Here is a 26,342-nt window from a genome sequence, read left to right on the forward strand (position 1 = left end):
CTAAAGTGGAGGTACCCCTCCACTGTACCGGAGGCTCACCTCCGGTTCAACCGATTCCCTTCCGGGAGGCAGCAGTGACGGCCACGCCGTTCCCCGTCAGCGAGATCGTCGCGACCCGCCGGCCGCATCGTAAGGACGCCGCCCGCAACTACGACGCGCTGCTCGCGGCCGCCCGCGAGGCGTTCGCCGAGCACGGCGCGGAGGCCTCCCTGGAGGACATCGCCCGCCGCGCGGGCGTCGGCATCGGCACCCTGTACCGGAACTTCCCCACCCGCCGCGACCTCTTCGAGACGGTCTACGCGGACGAGGTGAACGCCCTGTGCCGGGCCGCCGTCGAGCTGGCGGACCGGGAGCCGTGGGAGGCCCTGACGGCCTGGCTCGACCGGTTCGCGGGCTACATGGTCACCAAGCGCGCGGTTCGCGAGGCCCTGGACGACGAGTCCGACATCTTCCTGGCCTGCCGCGAGTCGATGTACGCGGCCGGCGGCCCCATGCTGGAGCGCGCCCAGAAGGCGGGAGCGGCCCGCGCGGACATGGACTTCGGCGACCTGCTGCGGATGGTCGCCGGCATCACGGCGACGGCGTTCGAGAGCGAGGCCCAGCGCGACCGGGTGCTCGCGATCGCCCTGGACGGGGTGCGCACCGGCCGCTGAGGTCAGCCGGTCAGCCGGTGGTCGGGGGCGAGGGCCGCAGCGATGCGCTCGGTGATCGTCTGGGCCGTGTTGCCCTCGGGCGCCTTCTTCCCGACGGTCGTGGACACGGCGATGGCCAGCCGCTGTGCCGACAGATAGGCCTGTACGGCCGCGAACCCGGCGAACGACGGATTCTGCAGGACCCAGCCGTTCTTGACGACGACGCCCACCCCGAAGTGGAAGTCCTCGGTCTGCTTGAAGCACACGGTGGCGGGGCAGCTCGAGGTCGGCGCGCCCAGGCCCACGGTGCCGGGGTTCAGCTGCACCTGGTAGGAGCTGCGGGAGAGCAGTTGTCCCGAGCCGATGCCCTGGGCGGAGCGGGCCAGGTCGCAGATGTTCGTGGTCTGTACGGCGCCGGGCGCGGTGGTCCAGGACGGGTCCCAGTAGGTGGCGTCCTCGTAGGGGCCGCGTTCGTCGTCGTAGGCGTGCAGTACGGGCGCCGGGATCTCGGGCGTGAAGCCGTTGCTGGTCTCACTGAGGCCCAGGGGATCCATGACGCGCTCCCGCAGCAGCTTGTCCAGCGGGGTTCCGGTGATCTTCTCCAGGGCGCGGCCGAGCAGCACGAAGTTGGCGTGCGAGTAACTCCAGCCCGTGCCGGGCTCGTACCAGAGGGGATGGGCGAGGGGGAAGGCGACCAGCTCCTGCGGCGTCCAGTGCTGGAACGGGTCCGCGTAGAGCTGCTTCACGAAGGCCGGGTCGGTGACGTAGTCGTGCAGGCCCGAGGTCGAGTCGCCGAGCATCCGCAGGGTGATCTGATCGCCGTGCGGCAGGTCCGGCAGCCAGCGGGAGACGGGGTCGTCCAGGCCGACCCGGTGCTGGTCGACGAGCTGGAGCAGCGCCGTGCCCATGAAGGCGATGGCTACCGAGCCCGACCTGAAGTGCATCGCCGGGGTGGCCGGCACGCCGTTCATCGAGTTGCCGTCCGCGACGGTGGCCACCTCCCGCCCGTCCTGCGTGACCCGGACCAGCGCGGCCTTCAGATCGAGGTCGCTGCGCGCCTTGCGCACGATGTCGAGGATCTGGCCGGCCTGGCCCGCGGGCCTGCCCTCGGTGGCCACGCAGTCGTTGCCCCCGGGCGGGACGGCAGCCACGGCCGTCGTCGTCTGCAGCGTCGCGGCGAGCAGTGCGGCGGCACACAGGACCGCCGTACGGGACCGGCGCGAGGGTGACCGGCGCACGCCCCGGGAGACCTCCGTGTCCCGTGCCGCGTCGGAAGCCGTACGGCCCACCGCACCCAGCATGTCTCCAGGGTGCCCCCGTCCCGTCCGGCCCGCAGCACGAGGGTCGGCTCACTCGCGTTCCAGTACGAGGTCGAAGCGGGCGTGCCGGAAGGGGTTCGGTACGCCGAACTCGCGGGCCAGGCAGGGGTCGTCGGTCGGGGTGAAGTCCTTGACCAGGCTGTCCTTCACGGCGAACACCGCGTCCGAGTCGAGGTGGGCGCCGCCCGCCACGAAGATGTGGGTGGTGACCGGGGCGTGGCCGTCGGCCGTCGCGATGAAGTGGATGTGGGCGGGCCGGTACGGGTGGCGGCCGGCGGCCTTGAGCAGGGTGCCCACGGGTCCGTCGGTGGGGATCGGATACGGGCTGGGCACGCAGGTGCGGAACCGGAAGGCGCCCTCGGCGTCGGCGGTGAACAGTCCGCGTCCGTTGCCGGGTGGTTGGGCGTCGGGGCGCTGCACGTCGTAGAAGCCGTGCGGGTCGGCCTGCCAGACGTCCACGACCGCGCCGGGCAGCGGGGTGCCGTCGGCGGCCCTGACCCGGCCGCTGATCACACAGGGTTCGCCGTCGCCCACCAGGTCGATGCTGTCGCCGAGTTCGCGGGCCGGGGACTCTGTGAGGTGGAAGGGGCCGAGGACCGTCGACTCGGTGGTGCCGGGCGCGCTGTGGCCGTGCAACGTCTCGACCAGCGTGGACAGGCCGAGGACGTCCGACAGGAGGATGAACTCCTGCCGGGTGTCCGTGCAGGCCTGTCCCGTGGCCGTGAGGAAGCCGACGGCCTCTTCCCACTCGGCCGGTGTCAGCCGGGTCTCGCGGGCGAAGGCGTGCAGGTGCCGGACGAGGGCGGTGAGCAGGTCGCGCAGCCGGGGGTCGGCGGTGGCGGACAGGCTGTCGACGGCCTGTCGGGTCACGGCGTCGACGGCCGCTTCGGATGCGGCTGTTGCGCTCACGGCTTCTTCGGTCGCGGCTGCCGCGGATACGGCGTCTTCGGTGGTCATACCGACTCCATGCCCAGCGGCACACCGGTCGCCTACTTGATGACCGCGTTCGCCACCACCACGACCACCCCGAGCACCGCGTCCACCAGGCCGATGCCGATGGCGGCCGACCAACTGCGCCGCGCCCGGCGGGCGGTGACCAGGCCAAGGGCGAAGAGGATCGCGATGTTCAGGGCGAACACCGGGTACTCGACGCCGTTCGGGGGCCACCAGCCCCAGCCCGCGCCCGCCAGCAGGAACACCGTCGGCACGACGGCCATGACCAGCGGCCACTCGTCGACGAGGGTGCGCAGGACGTCCCAGCGGCGGTGCGGCCCGCGCTCGGCGATGTAGTGGGCGTAGCCGTGGGCCAGTGCGGAGGCGCATGCGGTGACCAGCAGCCAGACGGCGTCGTAGCGGCGGCCGGCGGCGGAGCTGTGGCCGTACTGGGTGAGCGCGGCGACCATCGAGCTGGCCAGGACGGCGCCGTAGACCCCGCCGAACAGGACGGCCTCGCGGGTGTCGTGCCGCCGGTGTGGCTCGGCGGCGGTCGCCCGGGAGTCAGCCATGCACCCCACGATCACCCGCGCCCCGGGCCGCCGCCAGTTCGCACGGCCGGTCCGCGCGGCCCGACGAAGTGTCCTCCCACCAGGCCCGATGCCGCACACTCTGTCGACGGTCGGACGATGCCGGTGCTGGTTAGGGTCACCCCATGACGCACAGCTTCGCGCTCCACATCCCCGACGCCGACCTCGAACCCGATCCCCTCGACCCGGAGCAGATCGTCTCCGGGAACCCGGAGGTGACCGGGAAGGTGGTCTGGGAATCGGCGGACGGCCGGCAGATCCGCGGGATCTGGCAGATCACCCCGGGCGTGGTCACCGACACCGAGGCGGACGAGCTGTTCGTGGTGATCAGCGGGTCGGCGACGATCGAGTTCGAGGACGGGCCGACGCTGCGGGTGGGGCCCGGGGACATGGCGGTGCTGCGCGCGGGCGACCGTACGACGTGGACCGTCCACGAGACGCTGCGCAAGGCGTACGCGATCAACCTGTGAGGCCGGGCGGCGCCGCCGTGGTGCCCCGGATCTCCAGGGTCGGTGCGGCCAGGTGCAGTCGCGCCTCGCCGTCCGGCCGCTCGAAGCGGTCCAGGAGGCACCGGGCGGCGCGCCGACCGACCTCGTGCGGGGCGGCGTCGACGGTGGTGAGCCAGACGTGCCGCAGCCGGGAGATGCTGGTGTTGTCGTACCCCGCCACCGACAGGTCGCGGGGGACGGTGAGGCCCAGCTCCCCGGCCGCGGAGAGCGCGCCGACGGACGCCATGTCGTTGACGGCGAAGACCGCCGTGGGCCGGTCGGCGCGGCTGAGCAGCCGTACGGTGCCCCGGTAGCCGCCCTCCTCGGTCAGGTCGCCGGGTTCGACCAGCGGTTCGGCGCCGTGCGCCCGCATGGCCGCCTCGAAGCCGCGCCGCCGCAGCTCGCCGACGGCACCGTGGCCCGCGAGATGGGCGATCCGGCGGTGGCCGAGACCGAGCAGGTGCTCGGTGGCCAGCCGCGCGCCGAGTTCGTCGTCCCCGGCGACGACGTCGACCCCCGGCGGCTGTGGCTCGCGGGCGCCCGCCACGACCACGGGCATCCGCCGGGCCAGCCCTCCGAGTCCGCCCGCGTCCGGGACCGTACCGACCACCACCAGGCCGTCGGCGCCCAGGTCCAGGAAGGGTTCGGCGAGGTCGTGGCCCATGCGCCGGTTCAGCCGGGCGTCGGCGAGCAGCATGTGCAGGCCTGCCGCGTGCAGCAGCGAGTTCAGGCCGTCGAGGAGGTCGACGAACCAGGGGTTGCGCAGGTCGTCGAGGAGGACACCGACGGTGCGGGTGCGCTGCTCGCTGAGGCTGCGCGCGGCGGCGTTGGGCCGGTAGCCCAGCTCGCGTACGGCCTTGAGGACGGCGTCCCGTTTCTCGTCGCGTACCTGACCGGAGCCCCGCAGCACCAGCGAGACCAGCGACTTCGACACTCCGGCTCGTTCGGCCACATCGCGGATCGTCGGCGGTCTCATGGGATGGACCGTTCCATGCGGCGGGCCGGACTGTCAAAGGGTTGATGCGGAACCGTTCTGCCTCACCAAAGGGTTGACGCACGCGCCATGTCCGTACAAAGGTGGCCCGGACAGGATGTGGACCGGTCCAAAGAGGGGCTGTCATGGTGGATGCTCTCGGTGTCGCCGTCGTCGGGTTCGGCTGGATGGGACGGGTGCACACCCAGGCCTACGCCCGCGTCCGGCACCACTATCCGCAGCTCGCCCTCCGGCCCGAGCTGGTGGTAGTGGCCGAGGAGGTGCCGGGCCGGGCCGAGGAGGCCGCCGAGCGGTTCGGGTTCGCCTCCGCCACCCGCGACTGGCGTGAGGTGGCCGCCGATCCGCGGGTCCGGGCCGTCAGCGTCACCGCGCCCAACTTCCTGCACCGGGAGATCGGCGTGGCGATGGCCGAGGCGGGCAAGCATCTGTGGATCGAGAAGCCGGTGGGTCTGACCGGGGAGGACGCTCGCGCGGTGGCCGACGCGGTCGCCGCGGCCGGGGTCCAGGGCACGGTCGGCTTCAACTACCGCAATGCGCCCGCCGTGGAGGCCGCCCGCGACCTGATCGCCTCCGGCGGGATCGGCACGGTCACCCATGTCCGCATCCGTCTTTTCAGTGACTACGCGGCCCATCCGGACGGCGCTCTGACCTGGCGGTACGAGCGCGAGCGCGGCGGCAGCGGGGTGCTCGGCGACCTGGCCTCGCACGGCGCCGACCTGGCCCGCTTCCTGCTCGGCGACATCGCCTCCCTGACCGCCGACACGGCGATCTTCCTCCCGGAGCGGGCCCGCCCCACGGGCGCCACCGCCGGTCACGCGCTCGCCTCCGGCGGCGAGCCGGGCCCGGTCGAGAACGAGGACTACGTCAGCTGCCTGCTGCGCTTCGCCTCCGGCGCCCGCGGCGTCCTGGAGGCCTGCCGGGTCTCGGTCGGCGAGCAGAACAACTACGGCTTCGAGGTGCACGGCACCCGGGGCGCGGTGTTCTGGGACTTCCGCCGGATGAACGAGCTGGCCGTCAGCCGCGGTACGACGTACCAGGACCAGCCGGTGAGCACGGTGTACGTCGGCCCGGGCGACGGCGAGTTCGCGGCGTTCCAGCCGGGCGCGGCCAACGCGATGGGCTACGACGACCTGAAGGTGATCGAGGCGTACCGCTTCCTGCGCTCGATCGCCGAGGGCCGGCCGTACGGCGCCACCCTGGCCGACGCGGTGCACAGCGCGGCCGTGCTCGACGCGATGGCGGTGTCGGCCGAGACCGGGGCGTGGGTCAACCTGCCTGCGTCGTAGGCAGGTTGTAGGGCGTGACCACCTGGATCGCGGACGGCAGGGTGGGGCCCGCCGGGGGCAGGGCCCCGTGGGCGCGCATGACGAGATGGCAGGCCTCGCGCATGTCCTGGCGCAGGTCGTGGTGGAGCACGGCGGACAGATGGTGCTCGCGCAGCAGCCGGGTGTTGTCGTGGTCGAGGTCGTGCGCGACGAACACGGCGCACTCGCGGCCCAGATCCTCGAAGGCCCGCAGCGTCGCGATGTTTCCGCCGCCGATCGAGTAGACGGCCCGGATGTCCGGGTCGCGCTCCAGGGCGGCCCGGACCAGGTCGTACTGCGTGGCGTCCAGGCCCTGACCCTCGGTCAGCTCCACGAGCACGCGGTCGGGGTGCCGGGCCCGCATGGCGCTGCGGAAGCCCATCTCGCGCTCCTCCTCGTTGCGGAAGAAGCCGCTGCTCAGACTGGTGAGGACGTTGCCGGGGCGGTCGCCGAGCCACTGGCCCATGAGGTAGGCGGCGGTGGCACCGGCCGCGCGGTTGTCGATGCCCACGTAGGCGAGCCGGCCGCTCGCGGGCAGGTCGGTCGCCAGGGTGACGACCGGTATGCCGGCCGCGGTGAGCCGGCCGACGGCCGCCGTGACCTCGGGGACGTCCGGGGCCTTGAGGATCACGCCCTGGGAGCCGCGCCGGGCGATCCGGTCCAGGATCCTGACCAGCTCCCCCACCGGGGCGGTCTCCCGGAAGTGGAAGCGCGAGCGCAGCACGGCCGGGTGCAGGGAGGGCAGTTCGGCCTCCAGGGCCGCCCGCACGGCCGTGGTGAACCGATCGGGCGCCTGGATCACGATGTCGACCATGAAGGTGCGGCCGACGAGCCGGACCTGGGTGCGCTGCCGGTCCAGGTCGGCGATGGCCCGGTGCACCTCCTGCGCGGTGCTGGCCCGCACTCCTCCCCGGTCGTTGAGCACGCGGTCCACGGTGGCCTCGCTGAGGCCGGCCTGACGGGCGATCTCGCGGATCGGGAAGGGGTGGCCCACGGTTCGGCTCCTTGAAGGGTTTTTGATGGATCGCTGCCGGTTGTTCGAGGGGTTTGTACTGACAAGAATGACAGCACGACGTCGCCCCGGGAACGAAAGAAGGACGACGATGTCCCTCACCGACGCACAGGGCCGTGCCTGGCTGTCCGAGCAGGACTGCGACCTCGACTCCTTCCGCGTCCTGCTCGCGCGGACCACCGATCCCGCGGAGTACCCGTACTCCTCGTCGGTGGCGGGCGACGTCCTCGTCTACGACAGCGAGCGGCTCCGCGCCGGGGACCGCCGGGAGGTGCAGGCCGAGCTGGTCCGGGCACTCACCGACGGACCCGGCATCGTGGTCTTCGCCGGCGCCTTCCCCGACCCGGCGGTCGTCGACCGGGCGACGGCGGTGTTCGACGCGCTGATCGCCGAGCAGCGCGCCTCCGGCGCGGGCGCCGGGGACCACTTCGCCGAGCCGGGCACCAACGACCGGGTGTGGAACGCCCTGGAGAAGGCTGCGCTGTACGACCCGGAGGCGTTCGCCGACTACTACGCCAACGACATCGTGGCCCTGGTCTCGGAGGCCTGGCTCGGCCCCGGTTACCAGGTCACTTCGCAGATCAACGTGGTCAACCCGAGCGGCGCCGCCCAGACCGTGCACCGGGACTACCACCTCGGCTTCCTGACCGGCGAGGCCGCCGCCGCCTTCCCCGCGCACGTCCACCGCCTCTCCCCCGTGCTCACGCTGCAGGGCGCGGTCGCGCACTGCGACATGCCGGTCGAGTCGGGGCCGACGCTGTACCTGCCGTACTCGCAGCGGTACGAGCCCGGGTACCTGGCCTGGCGCCTCCCGGAGTTCCAGGCGTACTTCGACGCACACCACGTCCAGCTTCCCCTCGCCAAGGGCGACGCGGCCTTCTTCAACCCGGCGCTCTTCCACGCCGCCGGCACGAACCGTTCGGCGGACATCCGGCGCATGGCCAACCTGCTCCAGGTGTCCTCGGCGTTCGGGCGGGCGATGGAGACCGTGGACCGGGAGGCCGTGGCGAACGCGGTCTTCCCGGTGCTGCTGAGGCGCAAGGCGGAGGGCGCGGGTCAGGAGTGGCTCGACCACGTGATCGCGGCGAGCGCCGAGGGCTATCCGTTCCCGACCAACCTCGACCACGATCCGCCGGTCGGCGGTCTGGGCCCGCCCTCGCAGGCGGACGTGGTACGGCGGGCGGTGCGCGAGGAATGGAGTCCCCGGGCACTGCGGGACGAACTGCGGGCCGGCACCGAGCGGCGCGAGAGCTGAAAGAGCAAGGAACTCATGGGACTTCTCGACGACAAGGTCGTCCTCGTCAACGGCGGCAGCCAGGGCGTCGGCGCCGCGATCGCGCGGGCCGCCGTGCGTGAGGGCGCCACGGTGGCCATGACCGGGCGCCGCCCCGAACCGGGCGAGGCCCTGGTGGCCGAACTGTCCGCGGCCGGCGGCAGGGCGATGTACGTCCAGGCCGACCTGTCGGACGCCGACCAGGCCAAGGCCTCGGTGGCCGAGGTGGTCGACGCCTACGGCCGGATCGACTGCCTGGTCAACTCGGCGGGGCTGACCTCACGCGGCACCCTGCTCGACACGACACCCGAGCTGTTCGACGCCCACATCGCCATCAACCTCAAGGGGCCGTTCTTCGCGATGCAGGCGGCGGTGGCCGACATGGTGGCGCGCAAGGCACCCGGCACGATCGTCAACATCATCACCTCGTCGGCGCACGGCGGGCAGCCGTTCCTCGCGCCGTACGTCGCCGCCAAGGCCGGTCTGGTGGGCCTGACCCGCAACGCCGCGCACGCCCATCGCTGGGACCGGATCCGGATCAACGGCCTGAACATCGGCTGGACCGCGACGGAGGGCGAGGACGCCACCCAGCGCACCTTCCACGACGCGGGCGACGACTGGCAGGAGCAGGCCGCCGCCCGGCTGCCGATGGGCAAGCTCGGCCGACCGGACGAGATCGCCGACTTCGTGGTCCTGCTGCTGTCCGACCGGTCCGGGGTGGTCACGGGTTCGGTGATCGACTGGGACCAGAACGTGCTCGGCGGCCTCGACTAGCTCTCTCCTTCAGCACCCTCGCACCTTAGGAGCTGCACCCTCATGCGCATTGGAATCCTCGGCCTTGGCCGCATCGGCGCATTCCACGCCGAGACCCTCTCCGGGCTCGACGCCGTCGAGTCCCTCGTCGTCACCGACCCGTTCGCGGACGCGGCCAAGGCCGCGGCCGAGCGGTTCGGGGCCGAGGTCGCCGACTCGCCCGAGGCGCTGCTCGCCGCCGGCGTGGACGGCATCGTGGTGGCGGCCGCGACCGACGCCCACCCGGCGCTGATCCGGGCCGGCGTCGAGGCGGGCGTGCCCGTCTTCTGCGAGAAGCCGGTCGCCCGCACCATGGCGGAGGGCGTCGAGGTCCTCAAGGCCGTGCAGGGCAGCGACGTGCCGATCCAGATCGGCTACAACCGCCGCTTCGACACGGGCTTCGTCGCCGCACGGGCCGCGGTGCAGGCAGGCGAGCTGGGCAAGCTGCACACGGTCCGCTCGACGACCCTGGACCCGGCGCCGCCGCCCGCCGCCTACATCGCCGCCTCGGGGGGCATCTTCCGCGACTGCTCCGTCCACGACTTCGACATCATCCGCTGGGTGACCGGCCGCGAGGTCACCGAGGTGTACGCGGTGGGCGGCAACCGGGGCGCCGACTACATCGAGGAGGCGGGCGACGCCGACACCACCGGCGCCGTCCTCACCCTGGACGACGGCACGATCGCGGTGGTCTCCAACTCCCGCCACAACGCCCGCGGTTACGACGTCCGCATGGAACTCCACGGCTTTGCCGACTCGATCGCGGTCGGCCTGGACGACAAGCTCCCGCTCCGCTCGGTCGAACCCGGTGTGACCTTCCCGGCGGGCACCCCGCACGACTTCTTCATGGACCGCTTCACCGAGGCCTACCGCGCCGAACTCACCGCGTTCACCGAGGTCGTGGCCGGCACCCGCCCCTCCCCCTGCACCATCGAGGACGCCCTGGAGGCGGGCTGGATCGCCGATGCCTGCACCCTGTCCCTGCACGAGCACCGGCCGGTGACGATCGCGGAGGTGCGGGGGGCCTGACGGCAGCCCTCCGTCGGCCGCAGACGCCGGCCCGTCCGTGCCCGAGGCCCCCCCGGGCACGGACTTGTGAGATCTGGATCACATCCCGTGAGTGAATGTCACACTCCGGGTGCCCGGGGCGCTCTCAGTTCGGAAAGCATCCGCGACGAGAGGCCCCGCGATGTCCGACACCGCGACTCAGGTGTTCCACGACCACCGTGAGCTGCTGTTCTCCATCGTCTACAACATGCTCGGCAGCGTCGCCGACACCGAGGACGTGCTGCAGGAGACCTGGCTGTCGTGGACGGCCAGGAAGCAGGCACCGAACGCGGAGCCGATCGACAACCCGCGCGCCTACCTGGTGCGGATCGCCGTGAACCGGGCCCTCGCCCACCAGGCCACCGTGAGCCGCCGCCGCGAGACGTACGTCGGGCCGTGGCTGCCCGAACCGGTCATCGGCCCCCTCGCCGGCACTCCCGCCCCGGACGACGCCGCTGATACGGCGATGCGTACCGAGTCGGTGTCGATGGCGCTGCTCGTGGTCCTGGAAACCCTCACTCCGCTGGAGCGCGGGGTGTTCGTCCTGCACGAGGTGTTCGGCTACGCCCACACCGAGATCGCGGACATCCTCGGCCGCAGCCCCTCGGCGATCCGCCAACTCGCCCATCGCGCCCGGGAGCACGTCCACGCGCGACGCCCCCGCTACGAGCCCGACCCGCGGGTGCGCCAGCAGGTGACCGAACGGTTCCTGGCCGCCGCCCTCGGCGGTGACCTGGACGCCCTCCTGCGGATCCTGGCGCCGGAGGTGACCCTGTGGGGCGACGCCGGAGGCAAGGGCCGGGCACCGGCGGGCCAGCGACCGCTGCACGGCCGGGACAAGGTCGCCCGACTGCTCGCCGCTGCCGCCCCCCACTCCGGCAAGGGCCTCGACATCGCCTACCGCAGCGTCAACGGCGCCCCGGCGGCACTGCTGTTCGCCGGTGAGCACCTCTACGCCGTCCTCGTCCTCGACCTCACTCCGGACGGCGACCAGGTGTGCGGGATCTATGTCGTCGCCAATCCCGACAAGCTCGCTCACGTCGACTGAACGCCGAGGAATCCACATGGTGCGCACACTGGCGTCCCTGCCCAGTGGCAGGGTGGCGAAATGGGTCGTCCTGGCCCTCTGGACACTGCTGCTGGTCCCGGCCCTCCTGCTGGCCGGCAAGCTCGGTGACGTCGAGGAGAACGACAACTCGGCCTGGCTGCCCGGCAACGCGGAATCGACCAGGATCGTCGACCGGGCCGAGCAGTTCCGGCTCGCCGACACCCTGCCCGCGATCGTGGTCTACGACCGGCCCGGGGGCGTCACCCCTGCCGACATGGCCAAGGCACGAGCCGACGCGGAGGCCTTCCAGGGCATCAGGAACGTCGTGGGGCAGCCGCAGGGCCCGGTGCGGGCGCAGGACGGCAAGGCCATCCAGACCGTGGTCCAGGTACGCAAGGACAGGACGGGCTGGGAGGGAATCGGCAAGGTCGTCGACGCGATGAGCGGGGTCGGCGAGGCGAACGCGGACGGTCTCGGGTTCTATGTCACCGGACCTGCGGGCTACGCATCGGACTCGATCAAGGCGTTCAGCAAGGGCGGTGGTCTGACGACGATCACCGCGGCGGTGGTGGTCGTGATCCTGCTGCTCACCTATCGCAGCCCGGTGCTGCCCGTGCTGCCGCTGCTGACCGTGGGCGCCGCCCTGGTCGCGTCGGAGGCGGTGATCTACCTGCTGGCGAAGAACGCCGGACTCACCGTCAACAAGCAGACCGGCTTCATCCTGACGGTGCTGGTGTTCGGCGCCGCCACCGACTACGCGCTGCTGCTCGTCTCGCGGTACCGGGAGGAGTTGCGGCGGCACGAGGACCGGCACGAGGCGATGGCGGAGGCCCTGCACCGCTCCGGTCCCGCGATCGTCGCCAGCGCCGCGGCCGTCGCGGTCAGCCTGACGCTGCTGATGCTGGCCACCCTCAACTCCACCAAGGGGCTCGGTCCTGCCTGCGCCGTCGGCGTCCTCGTCGGGCTGCTCGCCATGGTCACCCTGCTGCCGGCCCTGCTGGTCGTCTGCGGCCGCTGGGTCTTCTGGCCGGTGCGTCCTTCGTACGGATCGGCCGGTGCGACCGGCGAGGGCATCTGGACCCGGGTCGGCACCGCCGTCTCGGGCCGGCCGCGGATCGTGTGGATCGGTACCGCGCTCGTCCTCGGGGCCATGGCGACGGGGCTTTTCGGGCTCAGGGCGGACGGGCTCTCCAACACGGACCAGTTCACCGGCCGGCCGCAGACGGCCGTCGGCGAGGAGATCCAGTCCAGGCACTTCCCGGCAGGGTCGGGCGACCCGGTCTACGTCGTGGCGAGGGCCGCCTCGGCGCAGCGGGTGCGGGACGCGCTGTCCGGCGTGCCGGGAGTCGCCGACGTGTCGGCACCGAGGGTGGTGGCCGGTGAGGCCATCCTGCTCGGCGAACTCGAGGACGACCCCAGCAGTACGGCCGCGCTGCGCACCGTCGAGCGGGCCAGAACCGCGGTCCACCGGATCGAGGGTGCGGACGCCCAGGTCGGTGGCAACACGGCGGTCATCCTCGACACGCGGGAAGCGGCCGCCCGCGACTCCGCGGTGATCATTCCCATCGTGCTGGTGATGGTGTTCCTCATCCTCGCGCTGCTGCTGCGGGCGATCGTCGCGCCCCTGCTGCTCATGGCGACGGTGGTGCTGTCGTTCGCGGCGGCCCTCGGCGTGAGCAGTCTGATGTTCGATCACGTGTTCCACTTCGCCGGGGCGGACGCCTCCTTCCCGCTGCTGACGTTCGTGTTCCTGGTCGCGCTGGGCATCGACTACAACATCTTCCTGGTCACCCGGGTGCGCGAGGAGGCGCTGCTGCACGGCACCCGGCGTGGCGCGCTGACGGGTCTGTCCGCCACCGGGGGCGTGATCACGTCAGCGGGTCTGGTGCTGGCCGGCACCTTCGCGGCGATGGCCTCGCTGCCGCTGGTGTTCGCGGCCGAGCTCGGGTTCGCGGTGGCGTTCGGCGTGCTGCTGGACACCGTGATCGTCCGCTCGGTGCTGGTCACCGCGCTGACCCTGGACGTGGGCCGCTGGATGTGGTGGCCCAGCGGGCTGTTCAGGCGTCACGACGGCTCTCGGCCACCGTCGGGCACCGCCGACCCCGAACCTGCGCTCGCGGGCACCTGACCAGGCACCACCACGGGCCTTCCGGCTCCGGCCGGAAGGCCCGTTCCACAGGACGCGCCGCGCTGGTACGGCGTCTCCGTCAACCGCAGTACCGGATCAGCCACTCGTCCGCGTTGTACGTGTCCCGCGCCGGGTCCGGCAGGGTCGCCGGCCTCGTCTCCACCGTGTCCTCCGGTCGTATCCGCTCGGGCAGCCGGCTGAAGCGGCCGGGGGTGTCGGCCGCCTCGGCGGCGTGCCGGGACGTCTCGTGGAGTTCCGTGCGGTGAGCCATGTCGTCCGTCCTCCCGTACTCGCGGGCGTTCCCCCGTTGTCGCTCAGAACGCCCGCACGCCACCGTTCGTTCCCGGCAGGCCCGAGGCCGAACCGCTCAGGCCCCGCACGACCTCAGGAATCTGCGGGTCCGCACCGCGATCGGCAGCGGTTTGTCCGGCTCGCACGGGTACATGTCCTGCTCGACGATCGCGAACAGTTCCACGCCGAGCCGCTGTGCCGCCTCCAGCACCGGCCCCAGCGCGGGCACCCCGGAGGGCGGTTCGCACATCACGCCCCGTTGCACCGCGGGTCCGAACGGCACCTCGTTCGCCACGACCTCGGCGAGGATCTCCGGGTCGACCTGCTTGAGGTGCAGGTAGCCGATGCGCTCGCCGTAGGTCTCGATCAGCTTGACGCTGTCGCCGCCGCAGTAGGCATAGTGCCCCGTGTCCAGGCAGAGGTTGACCAGCTCGCTGTCGGTCGAGTCGAGGAACCGCTCGACGTGCCCCTCGGTGTCGATGTGCGTGTCGGCGTGCGGGTGCACGACGAGTTCGAGGCCGTACGTCTCCTGCACCTCGTGACCGAGCCGCTCCATGCCCTTGGTCAGGTGCGCCCACTGCTCGGCCGTCAGCTCCGGCGGCTCCAGGATCTCGGCGGTCTTGTCGTCCCGCCAGAAGGAGGGGATGACGACCAGGTGCCGCGCGCCCATGGCCTGGGTGAGGGAGGCCACCTGGCTCACGTGGGTCCAGGTCTCCTCCCAGACGGACGGGCCGCGGTGCATGCCGGTGAAGACCGTGCCGGCCGACACCTTCAGGTTCCGCCGCCCCAACTCGTCCGTGAGCCGGGCCGGGTCGGTGGGGAGGTAGCCGTACGGACCCAGTTCGATCCAGTCGTAGCCGGCCTCGGACACCTCGTCGAGGAAGCGTTCCCAGGGGACCTGCTGCGGGTCGTCCGGGAACCACACGCCCCAGGAGTCGGGGGCGGAGCCGACCCGGATGCGGTCGAGCGGAGTCGGGTTCGCCATGTCAGGTGGTTCCTTCCGAGGGGGTCGCCACAGGTGCGGTGAGGTCCTCCTCCTCGGGGAGTTCCTCGACGTCGACACCGCGGACCTGGGCCAGCTCGTGCTTGAGCGCGGCGAGTTCGGCGCCGCCGGCCATGTGGTTGGTCAGCTCCTCCAGGCTGACCTCGCTGCGGTCGGCGCTGAGTTCGAGGGTGCCCAGGCGCAGCACGCTGAAGTGGTCGCCGACCATGTAGGCGTGGTGCGGGTTGTGGGTGATGAAGATGACGCCGAGGCCGCGGTCGCGGGCGGCGGCGATGTACTTCAGCACCACCCCGGACTGCTTGACGCCGAGGGCGGCGGTCGGCTCGTCCAGGATCAGGACGCGGGCGCCGAAGTAGACGGCGCGGGCGATGGCCACGCACTGGCGCTGGCCGCCGGAGAGCGTGCCGATGGGCTGCTCCAGGTCGTCCAGGACGATGCCCATGTTGCGCAGTTCGCGGTCGGCGGTCTTCTTCATCGTGTCGATGTCGAGCCGGCGGACGGGCCAGGGGCCCTTCGTCATCTCGGAGCCGAGGAAGAAGTTCCGCCACACCGGCATGAGGGGGACGGTGGCGAGGTCCTGGTAGACGGTGGCGATGCCCTTGTCGAGGGCCTCGCGCGGGCTGTTGAAGCGCACCGGCCGGCCGTCGACGAGGAAGTCGCCCTCGGTGTGCTGGTGCAGCCCGGAGATGATCTTGATGAGGGTGGACTTGCCGGCGCCGTTGTCGCCGAGCACGCAGGTCACCCGGCTCGCGTGGACCTTGAGGTCGACGCCGTGCAGGGCGCGGATGTTGCCGTAGGACTTGCCCGCGCCGCGCAGTTCGACGAGGGGGCCGTCCTTGGCGGGGGCGGTGTCCTGGAGGACGGCGCCGTGGGTTCCGGTTCCGTTGCTTGTCATCGGTCTTACCTCCGGGTCGCCGTGCGCTGGACCCACAGATTGATCAGGACGGCGCCGAGCAGCATCACGCCGAGGAAGGCCTTGAACCAGTCGGGGTTCCAGCCCGCGAAGACGATGCCCTGGTTGACCATGCCGAACATGAACGCGCCGAAGACCGGGCCGATCGCGGAGCCGGAGCCGCCGGTGAGCAGACAGCCGCCGATGACCGCCGCGGCGATGTAGATGAGCTCCTGGCCGACGCCCTCACCGGACTGCACGGTGTTGAACGAGAAGAGGTTGTGCATGCCGATGAACCAGGCACCGAGGCCGACCAGCATGAACAGGGTGATCTTGGTGAAGTTCACCGGGACACCGACGGCACGGGCGCTCTCCTTGTTGCCGCCGACGGCGAAGATCCAGTTGCCGTACTTGGTGCGCAGCAGCACCCAGGTGGCCAGGGCCGCGAAGACGATCCAGTAGAAGACCGTGATCTTCACCTCGACCCCGCCGATGTCGACGGAGGACGCGAAGATCTTCTTCGCCTGGTCGAAGCCGTCCATGTTGCTGATGTCGTCGGTGGCGACGTTGTCGGTGACCAGCTTGGTCACGGCCAGGTTGGCGCCCTGCAGGATCAGGAAGGTGCCGAGGGTGACCAGGAAGCTGGGCAGGCCGGTCTTGACCACCATCCAGCCGTTGAAGGCGCCGACGGCGAGCGAGGCGAACAGCGCGACGAGCACGCCCACCCAGACGTTCATCGTCAGCTGGTAGCTGATCATGCTCGCCACGAGCGCGGAGCTGATCACTGCGACACCGGATGACAGGTCGAACTCGCCGCCGATCATCAGCAGGGCGACCGGGAGGGCCATGATGCCGATGGTCGAGGACTGATAGAGGACCGTGGCCATCGAGCTGCCCTGGCGGAGCGAGGGCGCGGCGATCAGGAAGAAGATCAGGACGGCCACGGCGCCCAGGAAGACGCCCACTTCGGGGCGGGCCAGCAGCCGGATCACCAGCGGGCGCCGGACGGTACGGCCGTCGGTCTGTTCGGGGCCGGACGCCGGCGGTCTCCCGACCGCCGGCTCAGCCTGCTGAGTCATGCTCATCACCGGGTGCCCTTCGCGGCGAACTGGGCGATCCGGTCGACGTTGGACTTGTCGACGAAGGCCGGCCCGGTCAGCACCGGCTGCTCGCCACCGCCGCTGTAGTTGCCGTTGTTCTTGTACAGCCACAGGGAGTCGATCGCGAGGTAGCCCTGCAGGTACGGCTGCTGGTCCACCGCGAACTGGATGGTGCCCTTCTGGATGGCACTGGTCAGCTGGTTGTTGAGGTCGAAGGTGGCGACCTCGGCCTTGCTGCCGGCGTCGCCCACCGACTGCACCGCGGTCAGCGCGTAGGGGGCGCCCAGCGTGACCACGTAGTCGATGGCGCTGTCCTGCTTCAGCTTGGCCGTGATCGTGGACTTCACCGACGGCATGTCGGTGCCGTTCACGTACAGCGTCTCGGTCTTGCCGGAGAACGTCTTCTTCACCCCGTCGCAGCGCTGGGTGAGGCCGACGTTGCCCTGCTCCTGGATCACACAGACGGCCTTCTTGGCGCCGACCTCGTTCAGCTTCTTGCCGAACGCCTCGCCCGCCACCGTCTCGTCCTGCCCGAAGAACTGCAGCAGACCGAGCTTCTTCCAGTCGCTGAGACCGGAGTTCAGGCCGACCACGGGGATCTTCGCCGCGCCGGCCTTGCCGACCACGGCCTTCATGGCGTCCGGCTTGGCCAGGGTGATCGCTATGCCGTCGACCTTCTGGTCGATCGCGTTCTGCACGAAGTTGGCCTGATTGCCGGCGTTCGGGTCGGCGGAGTAGATGAGCTTGATGTTGTCCTTCGCGGCGGCGGCCTCGGCGCCCTTGCGGACGATGTCCCAAAAAGTGTCGCCCGGCGACTGGTGGGTGACCAGCGCGACGGTCATCCGGGGGGTGTTGGCCTTGCCTGCTGAGGCACCCGACCCTCCCTCTTCGGCCTTCTTCCCGCCGGAGCTGCTGGAGCAGCCGGCGAGAGTCAAGGCTGCCGCAGCGGCCACCGCCACGACGGGGGCCAGTCTGCGGGGGCGGGAGTGAGAAGAGCGGTCCATCTGTCCTGCACCTCACTGTGCTAAGGGGGAAGGGACGCTGTTGCGTTGGGACGGGATACAAGCCCCTGCAGAGCCCGCTGTCAATACTTTGTTAAGACATCATTTCACAAGCAGGTCCGAATGTAAGTACAAACCATTGACAGCAATGCCCGTTCCCGCCTACACCTGTGAGGCATGAGCCACTCGACGAGCGCATCGACGAGCCGTCTGACGGTCGCCCAGGCACTGGTGCGATTCCTGTGCGCCCAGTACACCGCACGTGACGGCGAACGGCACCGGCTGATCGCCGGCACCTGGGGCATCTTCGGGCACGGCAACGTGGCGGGGATCGGCCAGGCGCTGGTCGAGTACGGCGATGTCATGCCGTACCACCAGGGCCGCAACGAGCAGGCGATGGTGCACGCGGCCGTGGGACACGCCCGCCAGCTCGACCGCCTCTCGGCGCAGGCCGTGACGACGTCCATCGGCCCGGGCGCGACCAACCTGGTCACCGGCGCCGCCCTGGCCACCGTCAATCGGCTGCCCGTACTGCTCCTGCCCGGCGACTACTTCGCCACCCGCCCGGCCGATCCGCTGCTGCAGCAGCTGGAACACCCCGGCCAGTTCGACGTCTCCGTCAACGACACGCTGCGCCCGGTCTCCCGCTACTTCGACCGGATCACCCGCCCCGAGCAGCTGATCCCGTCGGCGCTCCAGGCGATGCGTGTCCTGGCCGACCCCGCCGAGACCGGCGCCGTCACCCTCGCCCTGCCGCAGGACGTGCAGGCGGAGGCGTACGACTGGCCCGAGGAGTTCTTCGCCGAGCGGGTGTGGACCGTACGCCGGCCCGCGCCTGACCCGGTGGAACTGGCGGACGCCGTCCGGACGGTACGGGCCGCCCGCAGGCCGCTCCTCGTCGTGGGCGGCGGCGTCCACCACAGCCGCGCCGAGGACGCGCTGCGGGCTCTGGTGGACGCCACCGGCATCCCGGTCGCCGCGACCCAGGCGGGCAAGGGCTCTCTGCGGCACGACCACCCGGCCGATCTCGGCGGCATCGGCCACACCGGCACCGCGGTCGCCGACGACCTCGCCCGCGGCGCCGACCTGGTCATCGGCGTCGGCACCCGCTACACCGACTTCACCACCGCCTCCGGCACCCTGTTCCAACACCCCGACGTCCGCTTCCTCAACCTCAACATCGCCGCCTTCGACGCCCACAAGCTCGCCGCGCGGACCGTGGTCGCCGACGCCCGGGCCGCCCTGGAGGCGCTCACCGAGGAGCTGGCCGGCTTCCGCGTCGACCCGGCGTACGAGGCCGAGTACCGGGCGGGCAAGGCGCGCTGGGAGCAGGTCGTGGACAGCGCCTTCGGCGCCGCCGACGAGGACGCCGTGCCCACCCAGACGCAGGTGCTCGGCGCGCTGGACGCGGTCGTCGGGGACGACGACGTGGTCATCAACGCGGCGGGCTCGCTCCCCGGCGATCTGCACAAGCTGTGGCGGGCCCGCTCGCGGCGCCAGTACCACCTGGAGTACGGCTACTCGTGCATGGGGTACGAGATTCCGGCCGCGATCGGAGTGCAACAGGCGGCCCCGGACACCGTGGTCTGGGCGCTGGTAGGTGACGGCACCTACCTGATGATGCCGACCGAGATCGTCACCGCCGTGCAGGAGGGGCTGCCGGTGAAGCTGGTCCTGATCCAGAACCACGGGTACGCCTCCATCGGCGGCCTGTCCGAGTCGGTCGGCGGCGAGCGGTTCGGCACCGCCTACCGGTACCGCGCGGCCGACGGCACCTTCAGCGGCGCTCCACTGCCCGTCGACCTCGCCGCCAACGCGGCCAGCCTCGGCATGGACGTCCTGCGGGCCAAGACCGTACGGGAGCTGCACGCGGCGCTGGCCACCGCACGCGCGGCCGACACGCCGACCTGTGTCTACGTGGAGACGGACACCTCGGGCCCAGCGCCCACCGCCCCCGGGGCCGAGGCCTGGTGGGACGTACCGGTGGCCGAGACCGCGACCCGCGAGGCGGCCGTACACGCCCGCGAGGACTACGACCGCCAGGTCGCCGGCCGCCGTCGGCACCTGTGAACCGCCCTGCCCTGTCCGTGCTCTGGAAGGAGGTGCCCCGTGGCGAGGACCGGTGACTCCGCTCGTCCCGTGGCCGGCTCCGTGCTCGACTCACTGGACTTCGACCTGGACCGCACGAGTCCGGTGCCGCTCTACTACCAGCTGGCCCAGCAGCTGGAGGCGGCCATCGAGCACGGGGTCCTCGCCCCCGGGAACCTCCTGGGCAACGAGGTCGACCTGTCCGTGCGCCTCGGCCTGTCCCGGCCGACCGTCCGCCAGGCCATCCAGTCCCTGGTCGACAAGGGGCTGCTGGTGCGCCGCCGCGGCGTCGGCACCCAGGTGGTGCACAGCCAGGTCAAACGGCCCCTGGAACTGAGCAGCCTCTACGACGACCTGGAGTCGGCCGGGCAGGGCCCGACCACCCGGGTGCTGCGCAACGAACGCGTCCCGGCCGGTGCCGACGTGGCCGCGTCCCTCGGTATCGCGGAGGGCGCCGAGGTCGTCGTGCTGGAGCGACTGCGCTGCACCCATGGCCAGCCGGTGGCGTTCCTGTGCAACTACCTGCCCGCGGCGCTGCTCGAACTCGACACCGAGCGGCTGGAGTCGACGGGCCTGTACCGGATGATGCGCTCGGTGGGCATCAACCTGCACAGCGCCCGCCAGACCGTCGGGGCGCGCAGCGCCACCGCCGAGGAGGCCGCCCTGCTGGACGAGAAGGAGGGCGCGGCCCTGCTCACCATGCAGCGCACCGCCTACGACGACACCGGGCGGCCGGTGGAGTACGGCACCCATGTCTACCGGGCGTCGCGCTACGCCTTCGACTTCCAGCTTCTGGTCAGACCCTGACAGTCCTGGTCAGACCAGGAAACGGAATCACTCGTGTTCACACAGCCCCCGCGGCCGCAGCTGCCGCGGGGGCTGCTCTGCCTGCCCTTCAACAAAGTTGCAGGTAACGGTGACGATTACGTTTCGGGCAAGAGACACCCCAGTGCGACCAGAGCTATTGACGCATGAGCGGACATGGGGCTGTTATTACGCCACGATGTTCGGTCGAGTTGGTTTCTGATCGGTTTCGAGGACCTTTCGGTGATCGGCTCATCCCCTTGACCGAACCCTGTATGCCTCAGGAGCCGCCATGCGCCTCTCCCCGTCCGGTCTCTCGGTCCCGGGTCCCAGCCGTCGCTCACTGCTGCGTGGAGCGGGCGGTGCCGCCCTCCTCGCAGGTGCCGGCATACCCCTGCTGTCCGCCTGCGGCGGCAGTGGCTCGTCCTCCGACCCGAAGACCGTCACTCTCGGCTCCAACGCCTCCGACGCCGTGCCGAAGAAGGCCTTCACGGATGTCTACGCAGCCTTCAAGAAGCAGTCCGGCATCACGGTCGATGTGAACACGAAGGACCACAACACCTTCCAGGAGCAGATCAACTCCTACCTGCAGGGCACTCCGGACGACGTGTTCAACTGGTTCGCCGGTTACCGCATGCAGTTCTTCGCGGCGAAGAAGCTGGCCACGCCGATCGACGACGTGTGGGCCAAGATCGGGGACAACTTCCCCGACGCGATGAAGAAGCTGAGCAAGGGCGAGGACGGCAAGTACTACTTCGTGCCGCTGACCACGTACCCGTGGGCGGTCTTCTACCGCAAGAGCGTCTTCCAGCAGCACGGCTACAAGGTCCCCACCAAGTGGGACGAGCTGGTCGCCCTGTGCAAGCAGATGAAGAAGGACGGCCTGGTCCCGATCGCCTTCGGCGACAAGGACGCCTGGCCGGCGATGGGCACCTTCGACCAGATCAACTTCCGCCTCAACGGCTACGACTTCCACGTCCAGCTGATGGCGGGCAAGGCCTCCTGGACCGACGCCAAGGTCAAAGCCGCCTTCGACCACTGGGCCGAGCTGCTCCCCTACCACCAGGACGGCTTCATGGGCCGCACCTGGCAGGACGCCGCCCAGACGCTGGTGTCCAAGAAGGCCGGCATGTACCTCCTGGGCTCCTTCGTGGCCCAGCAGTTCACCAACAAGGCCGACCTGGACGACCTCGACTTCTTCCCCTTCCCGGAGATCAACCCCACCTACGGCCAGGACACCGTCGAGGCGCCCACCGACGGCTTCATGGTCAGCAAGGCCCCCAAGAACCACGCCGGTGTGGTGAAGCTGCTGGAGTACCTGGGCTCCCCGGACGCCGAGCAGACCTACCTCAAGGGCGACCCGAGCGTGGTGGCCGCCTCCAGCAAGGCCGACACCTCCTCCTACTCGGCGCTGCAGAAGAAGGCGTTCGACATGATCAGCGGCGCCAAGAGCCTCACCCAGTTCATGGACCGCGACTCCCGGCCGGACTTCACCTCGACGGTGATGCAGCCCGGACTGCAGAAGTTCCTCCAGAACCCCAAGGGCGTGGACGGCTTGCTGTCGTCGATCGAGCGCCAGAAGAAGCAGATCTTCGCGTCCTCGTGAGCAGCGGCATGACGACCGACACGACGACGAAGACACCGGAGGCGGCCGCCGTGCCGCCTCCGGGCGCTGCTTCCGCATCCAAGCGGGCCGCGCAGGACCACCGGCGCCTGCTGACCCGCCGTGACCGGCTCACGCTCGCCCTGATGGCGGGCGTGCCCACGGTCCTGCACGTGGCCCTGGTCTGGGTCACCGCCCTCGCCTCCATCGCGCTCGCCTTCACCACGTGGGACGGCATCGGGTTCGACTCGATCAAGTGGGTGGGCCTCGACAACTTCAAACAACTCTTCAACGACAACCCGCAGTTCTGGCCGGCCGTCCAGCACAACATCATCTGGTTCGTCGTCCTCATCCTCGTCCCGACGCCGCTCGGCCTGTTCCTCGCCGTGCAGCTGGACAAGAAGATCCGGTTCAGCCGTGTCTACCAGACGGCGTTCTTCCTGCCGGTCGTCATCTCCATGGCGTGCATCGGCTTCGTCTGGCAGCTCGTCTACAACCCGGACACGGGCCTGATCAACAGCATCATCGGCGCCAACAAGCCCGGCCACTACATCGACTGGATCGGCGACCCCAAGCTCAACCTGTGGGCCGTCCTCATCGCCGCGTCCTGGCGGCACACCGGCTACATGATGATCCTTTACCTGGCCGGTCTGAAGAGCGTCGACCCGTCGCTCAGGGAAGCCTCCGCGCTCGACGGCGCGGGCGAGTGGCAGACGTTCAAGAACGTCATCTTCCCGACCCTGCGCCCGACCAACACGGTCGTCCTGGTGGTCACCATCATCGAGGCGCTGCGCGCCTTCGACCTGGTCTTCGTCTTCAACAAGGGCGCACAGGGCACCGAGTTGCTGTCGATCCTGGTGACCAACAACATCATCGGCGAGTCCAGCCGGATCGGTTACGGCTCGGCCATCGCCGTCGTCCTGCTGGTGATCTCCCTCGCGGTGATCATCCCGTATCTGATCGCCACCTTCCGGAAGGAGCGGCGCGCATGAGCACGACTGTCACGCTGAAGCGGCGCACTCCCGTCCGGCCGGCCCGCGTCCTGCTGCACGTCTTCCTCGCCGGCACGGCCCTGGCGTGGCTCGCGCCCCTGCTGTGGGCGGTCTTCTCGGCGCTGCGGCCGTACAGCGAGACCAGCGCCAAGGGCTATGTGTCCTGGCCGGACACGCTGAACTTCGACAACTTCAAGAACGCGTTCGTCCAGTCGGACATGATGCACTACTTCGGCAACACGCTGATCATCGCCGTACCGGCCGTGCTGCTGACGCTGTTCCTGTCGTCGATGGTCGCGTTCTACGTCAGCCGGTTCGACTTCCGGCTCAACCTGGCGCTGCTGCTGGTCTTCACGGCCGGCAACCTGCTCCCGCAGCAGGTCATCATCACCCCGCTGTACCGGCTGTACCTGCTCACGAACCTGCCCGGCATCACGGCGAGCGGCAAGCTGTACGACTCCGCGCTCGGGCTCGTGCTGATCCATGTGGCGTTCCAGTCCGGCTTCTGCGCCTTCGTGCTGAGCAACTACATGCGCTCGCTGCCGCACGAGCTGACGGAGGCCGCGCTGGTCGACGGCGCCTCGGTCTGGCGGCTGTACTGGCAGATCACGCTGCCGCTGTGCAAGCCGGCGATGGCGGCCCTGGCGACCCTGCTGTCGATCTGGATCTACAACGACTTCTTCTGGGCCCTGGTGCTGATCTCGACCGGTGAGAACATGCCGATCACCTCGGCGCTGAACAACCTCTCGGGCCAGTACTTCACCGACCCCAACCTGGTGGCCGCGGGCGCCCTGCTCACCGCGATCCCGACGCTGATCGTGTACTTCGCGCTCCAGCGCCAGTTCGTCAGCGGTCTCACCCTGGGTTCCAACAAGGGCTGAGGCGCGCGCACTTGAAAGAGAACGAAGAAAACCCGGTGAAACGAACCCTGTCCGTCCCCGGCCTCGCCTACGGCGGCGACTACAACCCCGAACAGTGGCCCGAGGAGGTGTGGGCCGAGGACATGCGCCTGATGCGCGAGGCCGGGGTGAGCATGGTCAGCGTCGGCATCTTCTCCTGGGCCCTGCTGGAGCCGTCCGAGGGCGAGTTCGACTTCTCGCGCATGGACCGGATCCTGGACCTGCTGCACGAGAACGGCATCGCCGCCGACCTGGCCACCCCCACGGCGGCGCCTCCGGCGTGGTTCTTCCGCGCCCACCCCGAGGCGCTGCCGGTCGACCGGGACGGCCGTACCCTCTCCTACGGCAGCCGCCAGACGTTCTGCCCGTCCAGCCCCGCCTACCGCGAGGCGGCGCTGCGCATCGCGGGCGCGCTGGCCGAGCGGTACGCCGGTCATCCGGCCGTCGCCATGTGGCACGTGCACAACGAGTACGGCTGCCACAACGCGGCCTGCCACTGCGACACCAGCGCGGCGGCCTTCCGCCGCTGGCTGCGGGCCCGCTACGGCGACGACCTGGCCGCCCTCAACGACGCCTGGGGCACGACCTTCTGGTCCCAGTGGTACTACGACTGGGAGGAGATCCTGCCGCCGCGCGCCACCGGCGCCGTACCCAACCCGACGCACCAGCTGGACTGGCGCCGTTTCTGCTCGGACGAACTGCTGTCGCTGTACACGGCCGAGCGGGACGTGCTGCGGGCGGCGGCCCCTGCGATCCCGGCCACCACCAACTTCATGGTGATGGCCACCTTCGACGCCCTCGACTACTGGCGCTGGGCACCGGAGCTGGACATCGTCGCCAACGACCACTACCTGATGTCCGCCGACCCCGAGTCGGAGATCGACATCGCGCTGAGCGGCGATCTGATGCGCTCGCTCGCGGGCGGCCCGTGGCTGCTGATGGAGCACTCCACCGGCGCGGTGAACTGGCAGCCCGTCAACCGGGCCAAGAGTCCTGGTGAGTTGCGTCGTAACGCGCTGGCCCATGTGGCGCGCGGGGCGGACGGCATCGCGTACTTCCAGTGGCGGGCGGCGAAGGCGGGCGCCGAGCAGTGGCACTCGGCGATGCTGCCGCACGCGGGCACCGACAGCCAGATCTGGCGGGACGTGGTCCGCCTGGGTGCCGACCTGAAGGCGCTGGCCGAGGTCCGCGGCAGCACCGGCCCGGCCGAGGTCGCCGTCGTCTGGGACTGGAACGCCCGCTGGGCCCTGGAACTGCCCTCCCAGCCGAGTGGCGAACTGCGGTACCTGGACCTGGTGCGGGCCTGGTACGAGCCGCTGTGGCGGGCCGGCGTGGCCGTGGACTTCGTCCGCCCGGACGCGGACCAGGCAGCCCTGTCCGCCTACCGCCTGGTCCTGGCGCCGAACCTGTACCTGGTCGACGACACGGGCGCGGCGAACCTCACGGCGTACGCCGAGCGGGGCGGCACCCTCGCCGTCGGCTTCCACAGCGGGGCGGTCGACGAGAACTGCCATGTGCGGCTGGGCGGTTACCCGGGGGCGTTCCGGGACGTGCTGGGCGTGCGCTCCGACGAGCCGTTCCCGCTGTTGCCCGGACAGCAGGTCGCCCTGAGCGGTGCGGTGCCGGACGGGGCGACGGGCACGCTGTGGTCGGAGCGGCTGCGGCTGGAGGGCGCCGAGGAGGTCGCCGCCTACACCGACGGCCCGCTGGCCGGCGTCCCGGCGGTCACCCGGCACGCCCATGGCACCGGGGCCGCCTGGTACCTGGCCACGCTGCCTGACCCGGGCACGCTGACCGCCCTCCTGGACCGGATCCGCAGCGAGGCGGGCGTGGAGCCGGTGCGTACCGCGCCGGCCGGTGTGGAAGTGGTCCGCAGGCGCGGCCCGGAGGCGGACTACGTCTTCGTGATCGACCACTCCGGCCGGGGCGCGGACCTGCCCGTCGCACCGGGCGCCACGGAACTCCTCACCGGCAAGGAGACGGCCGGTTCGGTCACGGTCGCGCCCGGGGACGTGGCGGTGGTGCGGGAGCCGCACGGCCGGTGAACCGCGTCCGGCGCCGGGGCGCACACGCAGTCGGGCGTGTGCGCCCTCCGGACCCCGTTCTTTC

24 protein-coding genes are annotated in these 26,342 nt (G+C 70.7%); 14 read left to right on the forward strand and 10 right to left on the reverse strand.

The window, feature by feature from the left end:
* Positions 1-74: 74 nt before the first annotated feature.
* On the forward strand, positions 75-653 hold the full coding sequence (locus ACIRVH_RS28465; RefSeq protein WP_403958681.1) for a TetR/AcrR family transcriptional regulator: 579 nt from the start codon (positions 75-77) through the stop codon (positions 651-653).
* Between the two features lie 2 nt (positions 654-655).
* Here the strand turns inward: ACIRVH_RS28465 and ACIRVH_RS28470 are convergent, their stop codons facing one another.
* Genes ACIRVH_RS28470 through ACIRVH_RS28480 form a run of 3 tightly spaced genes read right to left on the reverse strand, consistent with a single transcriptional unit; the run spans position 656 to position 3,456 of the window.
* The gene (locus tag ACIRVH_RS28470; RefSeq protein WP_403958684.1) at positions 656-1,933 is read right to left on the reverse strand and encodes a serine hydrolase domain-containing protein; all 1,278 of its coding nucleotides are present in this window, start codon (positions 1,931-1,933) and stop codon (positions 656-658) included.
* A 48-nt stretch (positions 1,934-1,981) separates the two neighbouring features.
* Positions 1,982-2,908: a dioxygenase gene (locus ACIRVH_RS28475; protein ID WP_403958686.1), complete on the reverse strand. Its 927-nt coding sequence runs from the start codon at positions 2,906-2,908 to the stop codon at positions 1,982-1,984.
* Between the two features lie 32 nt (positions 2,909-2,940).
* Positions 2,941-3,456, reverse strand: a complete 516-nt coding sequence (locus ACIRVH_RS28480; protein WP_403958689.1) for a hypothetical protein — start codon at positions 3,454-3,456, stop codon at positions 2,941-2,943.
* Between the two features lie 143 nt (positions 3,457-3,599).
* Between ACIRVH_RS28480 and ACIRVH_RS28485 the strand changes: the two genes are divergently transcribed.
* Positions 3,600-3,944 carry a cupin domain-containing protein gene (locus tag ACIRVH_RS28485; RefSeq protein WP_403958691.1) on the forward strand — a complete coding sequence of 115 codons (345 nt, stop codon included), beginning with the start codon at positions 3,600-3,602 and terminating at the stop codon, positions 3,942-3,944.
* Here the strand turns inward: ACIRVH_RS28485 and ACIRVH_RS28490 are convergent.
* Positions 3,934-4,938, reverse strand: coding sequence for a LacI family DNA-binding transcriptional regulator (locus tag ACIRVH_RS28490; RefSeq protein WP_403958694.1), 1,005 nt, complete (start codon positions 4,936-4,938; stop codon positions 3,934-3,936). The genes ACIRVH_RS28485 and ACIRVH_RS28490 overlap by 11 nt on opposite strands.
* Before the next feature lie 143 nt (positions 4,939-5,081).
* Between ACIRVH_RS28490 and ACIRVH_RS28495 the strand changes: the two genes are divergently transcribed.
* Positions 5,082-6,242: a Gfo/Idh/MocA family protein gene (locus tag ACIRVH_RS28495; protein WP_403958697.1), complete on the forward strand. Its 1,161-nt coding sequence runs from the start codon at positions 5,082-5,084 to the stop codon at positions 6,240-6,242.
* Here the strand turns inward: ACIRVH_RS28495 and ACIRVH_RS28500 are convergent.
* Positions 6,223-7,254 (reverse strand): LacI family DNA-binding transcriptional regulator, encoded by a 1,032-nt coding sequence (locus ACIRVH_RS28500; protein WP_403958700.1) that lies wholly within the window; start codon positions 7,252-7,254, stop codon positions 6,223-6,225. The genes ACIRVH_RS28495 and ACIRVH_RS28500 overlap by 20 nt on opposite strands.
* A gap of 109 nt (positions 7,255-7,363) precedes the next feature.
* On the opposite strand from ACIRVH_RS28500, the gene ACIRVH_RS28505 reads away from it, so the two are divergent.
* The 5 genes from ACIRVH_RS28505 to ACIRVH_RS28525 all read left to right on the forward strand — a co-directional run bounded on the left by ACIRVH_RS28505 (position 7,364) and on the right by ACIRVH_RS28525 (position 13,560).
* The gene (locus ACIRVH_RS28505) at positions 7,364-8,527 is read left to right on the forward strand and encodes a phytanoyl-CoA dioxygenase family protein (protein WP_403958703.1); all 1,164 of its coding nucleotides are present in this window, start codon (positions 7,364-7,366) and stop codon (positions 8,525-8,527) included.
* 15 nt (positions 8,528-8,542) lie between these two features.
* On the forward strand, positions 8,543-9,319 hold the full coding sequence (locus tag ACIRVH_RS28510) for an SDR family oxidoreductase (protein ID WP_403958705.1): 777 nt from the start codon (positions 8,543-8,545) through the stop codon (positions 9,317-9,319).
* 42 nt (positions 9,320-9,361) lie between these two features.
* Positions 9,362-10,366: a Gfo/Idh/MocA family oxidoreductase gene (locus ACIRVH_RS28515; RefSeq protein ID WP_403958708.1), complete on the forward strand. Its 1,005-nt coding sequence runs from the start codon at positions 9,362-9,364 to the stop codon at positions 10,364-10,366.
* A gap of 160 nt (positions 10,367-10,526) precedes the next feature.
* On the forward strand, positions 10,527-11,432 hold the full coding sequence (gene sigJ, locus ACIRVH_RS28520; protein WP_403958711.1) for an RNA polymerase sigma factor SigJ: 906 nt from the start codon (positions 10,527-10,529) through the stop codon (positions 11,430-11,432).
* Positions 11,433-11,448: 16 nt separating this feature from the next.
* Entirely contained in the window at positions 11,449-13,560 is a 2,112-nt protein-coding gene (locus ACIRVH_RS28525; RefSeq protein WP_403958713.1) for an MMPL family transporter, read from the forward strand.
* A 79-nt stretch (positions 13,561-13,639) separates the two neighbouring features.
* Here ACIRVH_RS28525 and ACIRVH_RS28530 read toward each other — a convergent pair whose 3' ends face one another.
* The 5 genes from ACIRVH_RS28530 to ACIRVH_RS28550 form a co-directional block, all read right to left on the reverse strand.
* Positions 13,640-13,831 carry a hypothetical protein gene (locus ACIRVH_RS28530; RefSeq protein ID WP_403958716.1) on the reverse strand — a complete coding sequence of 64 codons (192 nt, stop codon included), beginning with the start codon at positions 13,829-13,831 and terminating at the stop codon, positions 13,640-13,642.
* Positions 13,832-13,927: 96 nt separating this feature from the next.
* Positions 13,928-14,836: a sugar phosphate isomerase/epimerase family protein gene (locus ACIRVH_RS28535; RefSeq protein WP_403958719.1), complete on the reverse strand. Its 909-nt coding sequence runs from the start codon at positions 14,834-14,836 to the stop codon at positions 13,928-13,930.
* Position 14,837: 1 nt separating this feature from the next.
* Positions 14,838-15,749, reverse strand: a complete 912-nt coding sequence (locus ACIRVH_RS28540) for an ATP-binding cassette domain-containing protein (RefSeq protein WP_403958722.1) — start codon at positions 15,747-15,749, stop codon at positions 14,838-14,840.
* A gap of 5 nt (positions 15,750-15,754) precedes the next feature.
* Positions 15,755-16,831: an ABC transporter permease gene (locus ACIRVH_RS28545; protein WP_403958725.1), complete on the reverse strand. Its 1,077-nt coding sequence runs from the start codon at positions 16,829-16,831 to the stop codon at positions 15,755-15,757.
* Positions 16,831-17,850 (reverse strand): sugar ABC transporter substrate-binding protein, encoded by a 1,020-nt coding sequence (locus ACIRVH_RS28550; RefSeq protein WP_403958727.1) that lies wholly within the window; start codon positions 17,848-17,850, stop codon positions 16,831-16,833. The genes ACIRVH_RS28545 and ACIRVH_RS28550 overlap by 1 nt, the downstream gene beginning before the upstream one ends.
* Before the next feature lie 174 nt (positions 17,851-18,024).
* Here ACIRVH_RS28550 and iolD point away from each other — a divergent pair, with 174 nt between their 5' ends.
* From iolD to ACIRVH_RS28580, 6 genes are all read left to right on the forward strand, one after another.
* Positions 18,025-19,917, forward strand: coding sequence for a 3D-(3,5/4)-trihydroxycyclohexane-1,2-dione acylhydrolase (decyclizing) (gene iolD / locus ACIRVH_RS28555; protein WP_403958730.1), 1,893 nt, complete (start codon positions 18,025-18,027; stop codon positions 19,915-19,917).
* A gap of 39 nt (positions 19,918-19,956) precedes the next feature.
* Entirely contained in the window at positions 19,957-20,742 is a 786-nt protein-coding gene (locus ACIRVH_RS28560; RefSeq protein ID WP_403958733.1) for a GntR family transcriptional regulator, read from the forward strand.
* Between the two features lie 289 nt (positions 20,743-21,031).
* On the forward strand, positions 21,032-22,345 hold the full coding sequence (locus ACIRVH_RS28565) for an ABC transporter substrate-binding protein (protein ID WP_403958736.1): 1,314 nt from the start codon (positions 21,032-21,034) through the stop codon (positions 22,343-22,345).
* Positions 22,346-22,353: 8 nt separating this feature from the next.
* Positions 22,354-23,334 (forward strand): carbohydrate ABC transporter permease, encoded by a 981-nt coding sequence (locus tag ACIRVH_RS28570; RefSeq protein ID WP_403958739.1) that lies wholly within the window; start codon positions 22,354-22,356, stop codon positions 23,332-23,334.
* Positions 23,331-24,215 carry a carbohydrate ABC transporter permease gene (locus ACIRVH_RS28575; protein WP_393470440.1) on the forward strand — a complete coding sequence of 295 codons (885 nt, stop codon included), beginning with the start codon at positions 23,331-23,333 and terminating at the stop codon, positions 24,213-24,215. The genes ACIRVH_RS28570 and ACIRVH_RS28575 overlap by 4 nt, the downstream gene beginning before the upstream one ends.
* Before the next feature lie 35 nt (positions 24,216-24,250).
* Entirely contained in the window at positions 24,251-26,278 is a 2,028-nt protein-coding gene (locus ACIRVH_RS28580; RefSeq protein ID WP_403958741.1) for a beta-galactosidase, read from the forward strand.
* Positions 26,279-26,342: the final 64 nt, after the last annotated feature.

The organism is Streptomyces sp. NPDC101165, from assembly GCF_044768135.1.
Taxonomy (GTDB): domain Bacteria; phylum Actinomycetota; class Actinomycetes; order Streptomycetales; family Streptomycetaceae; genus Streptomyces.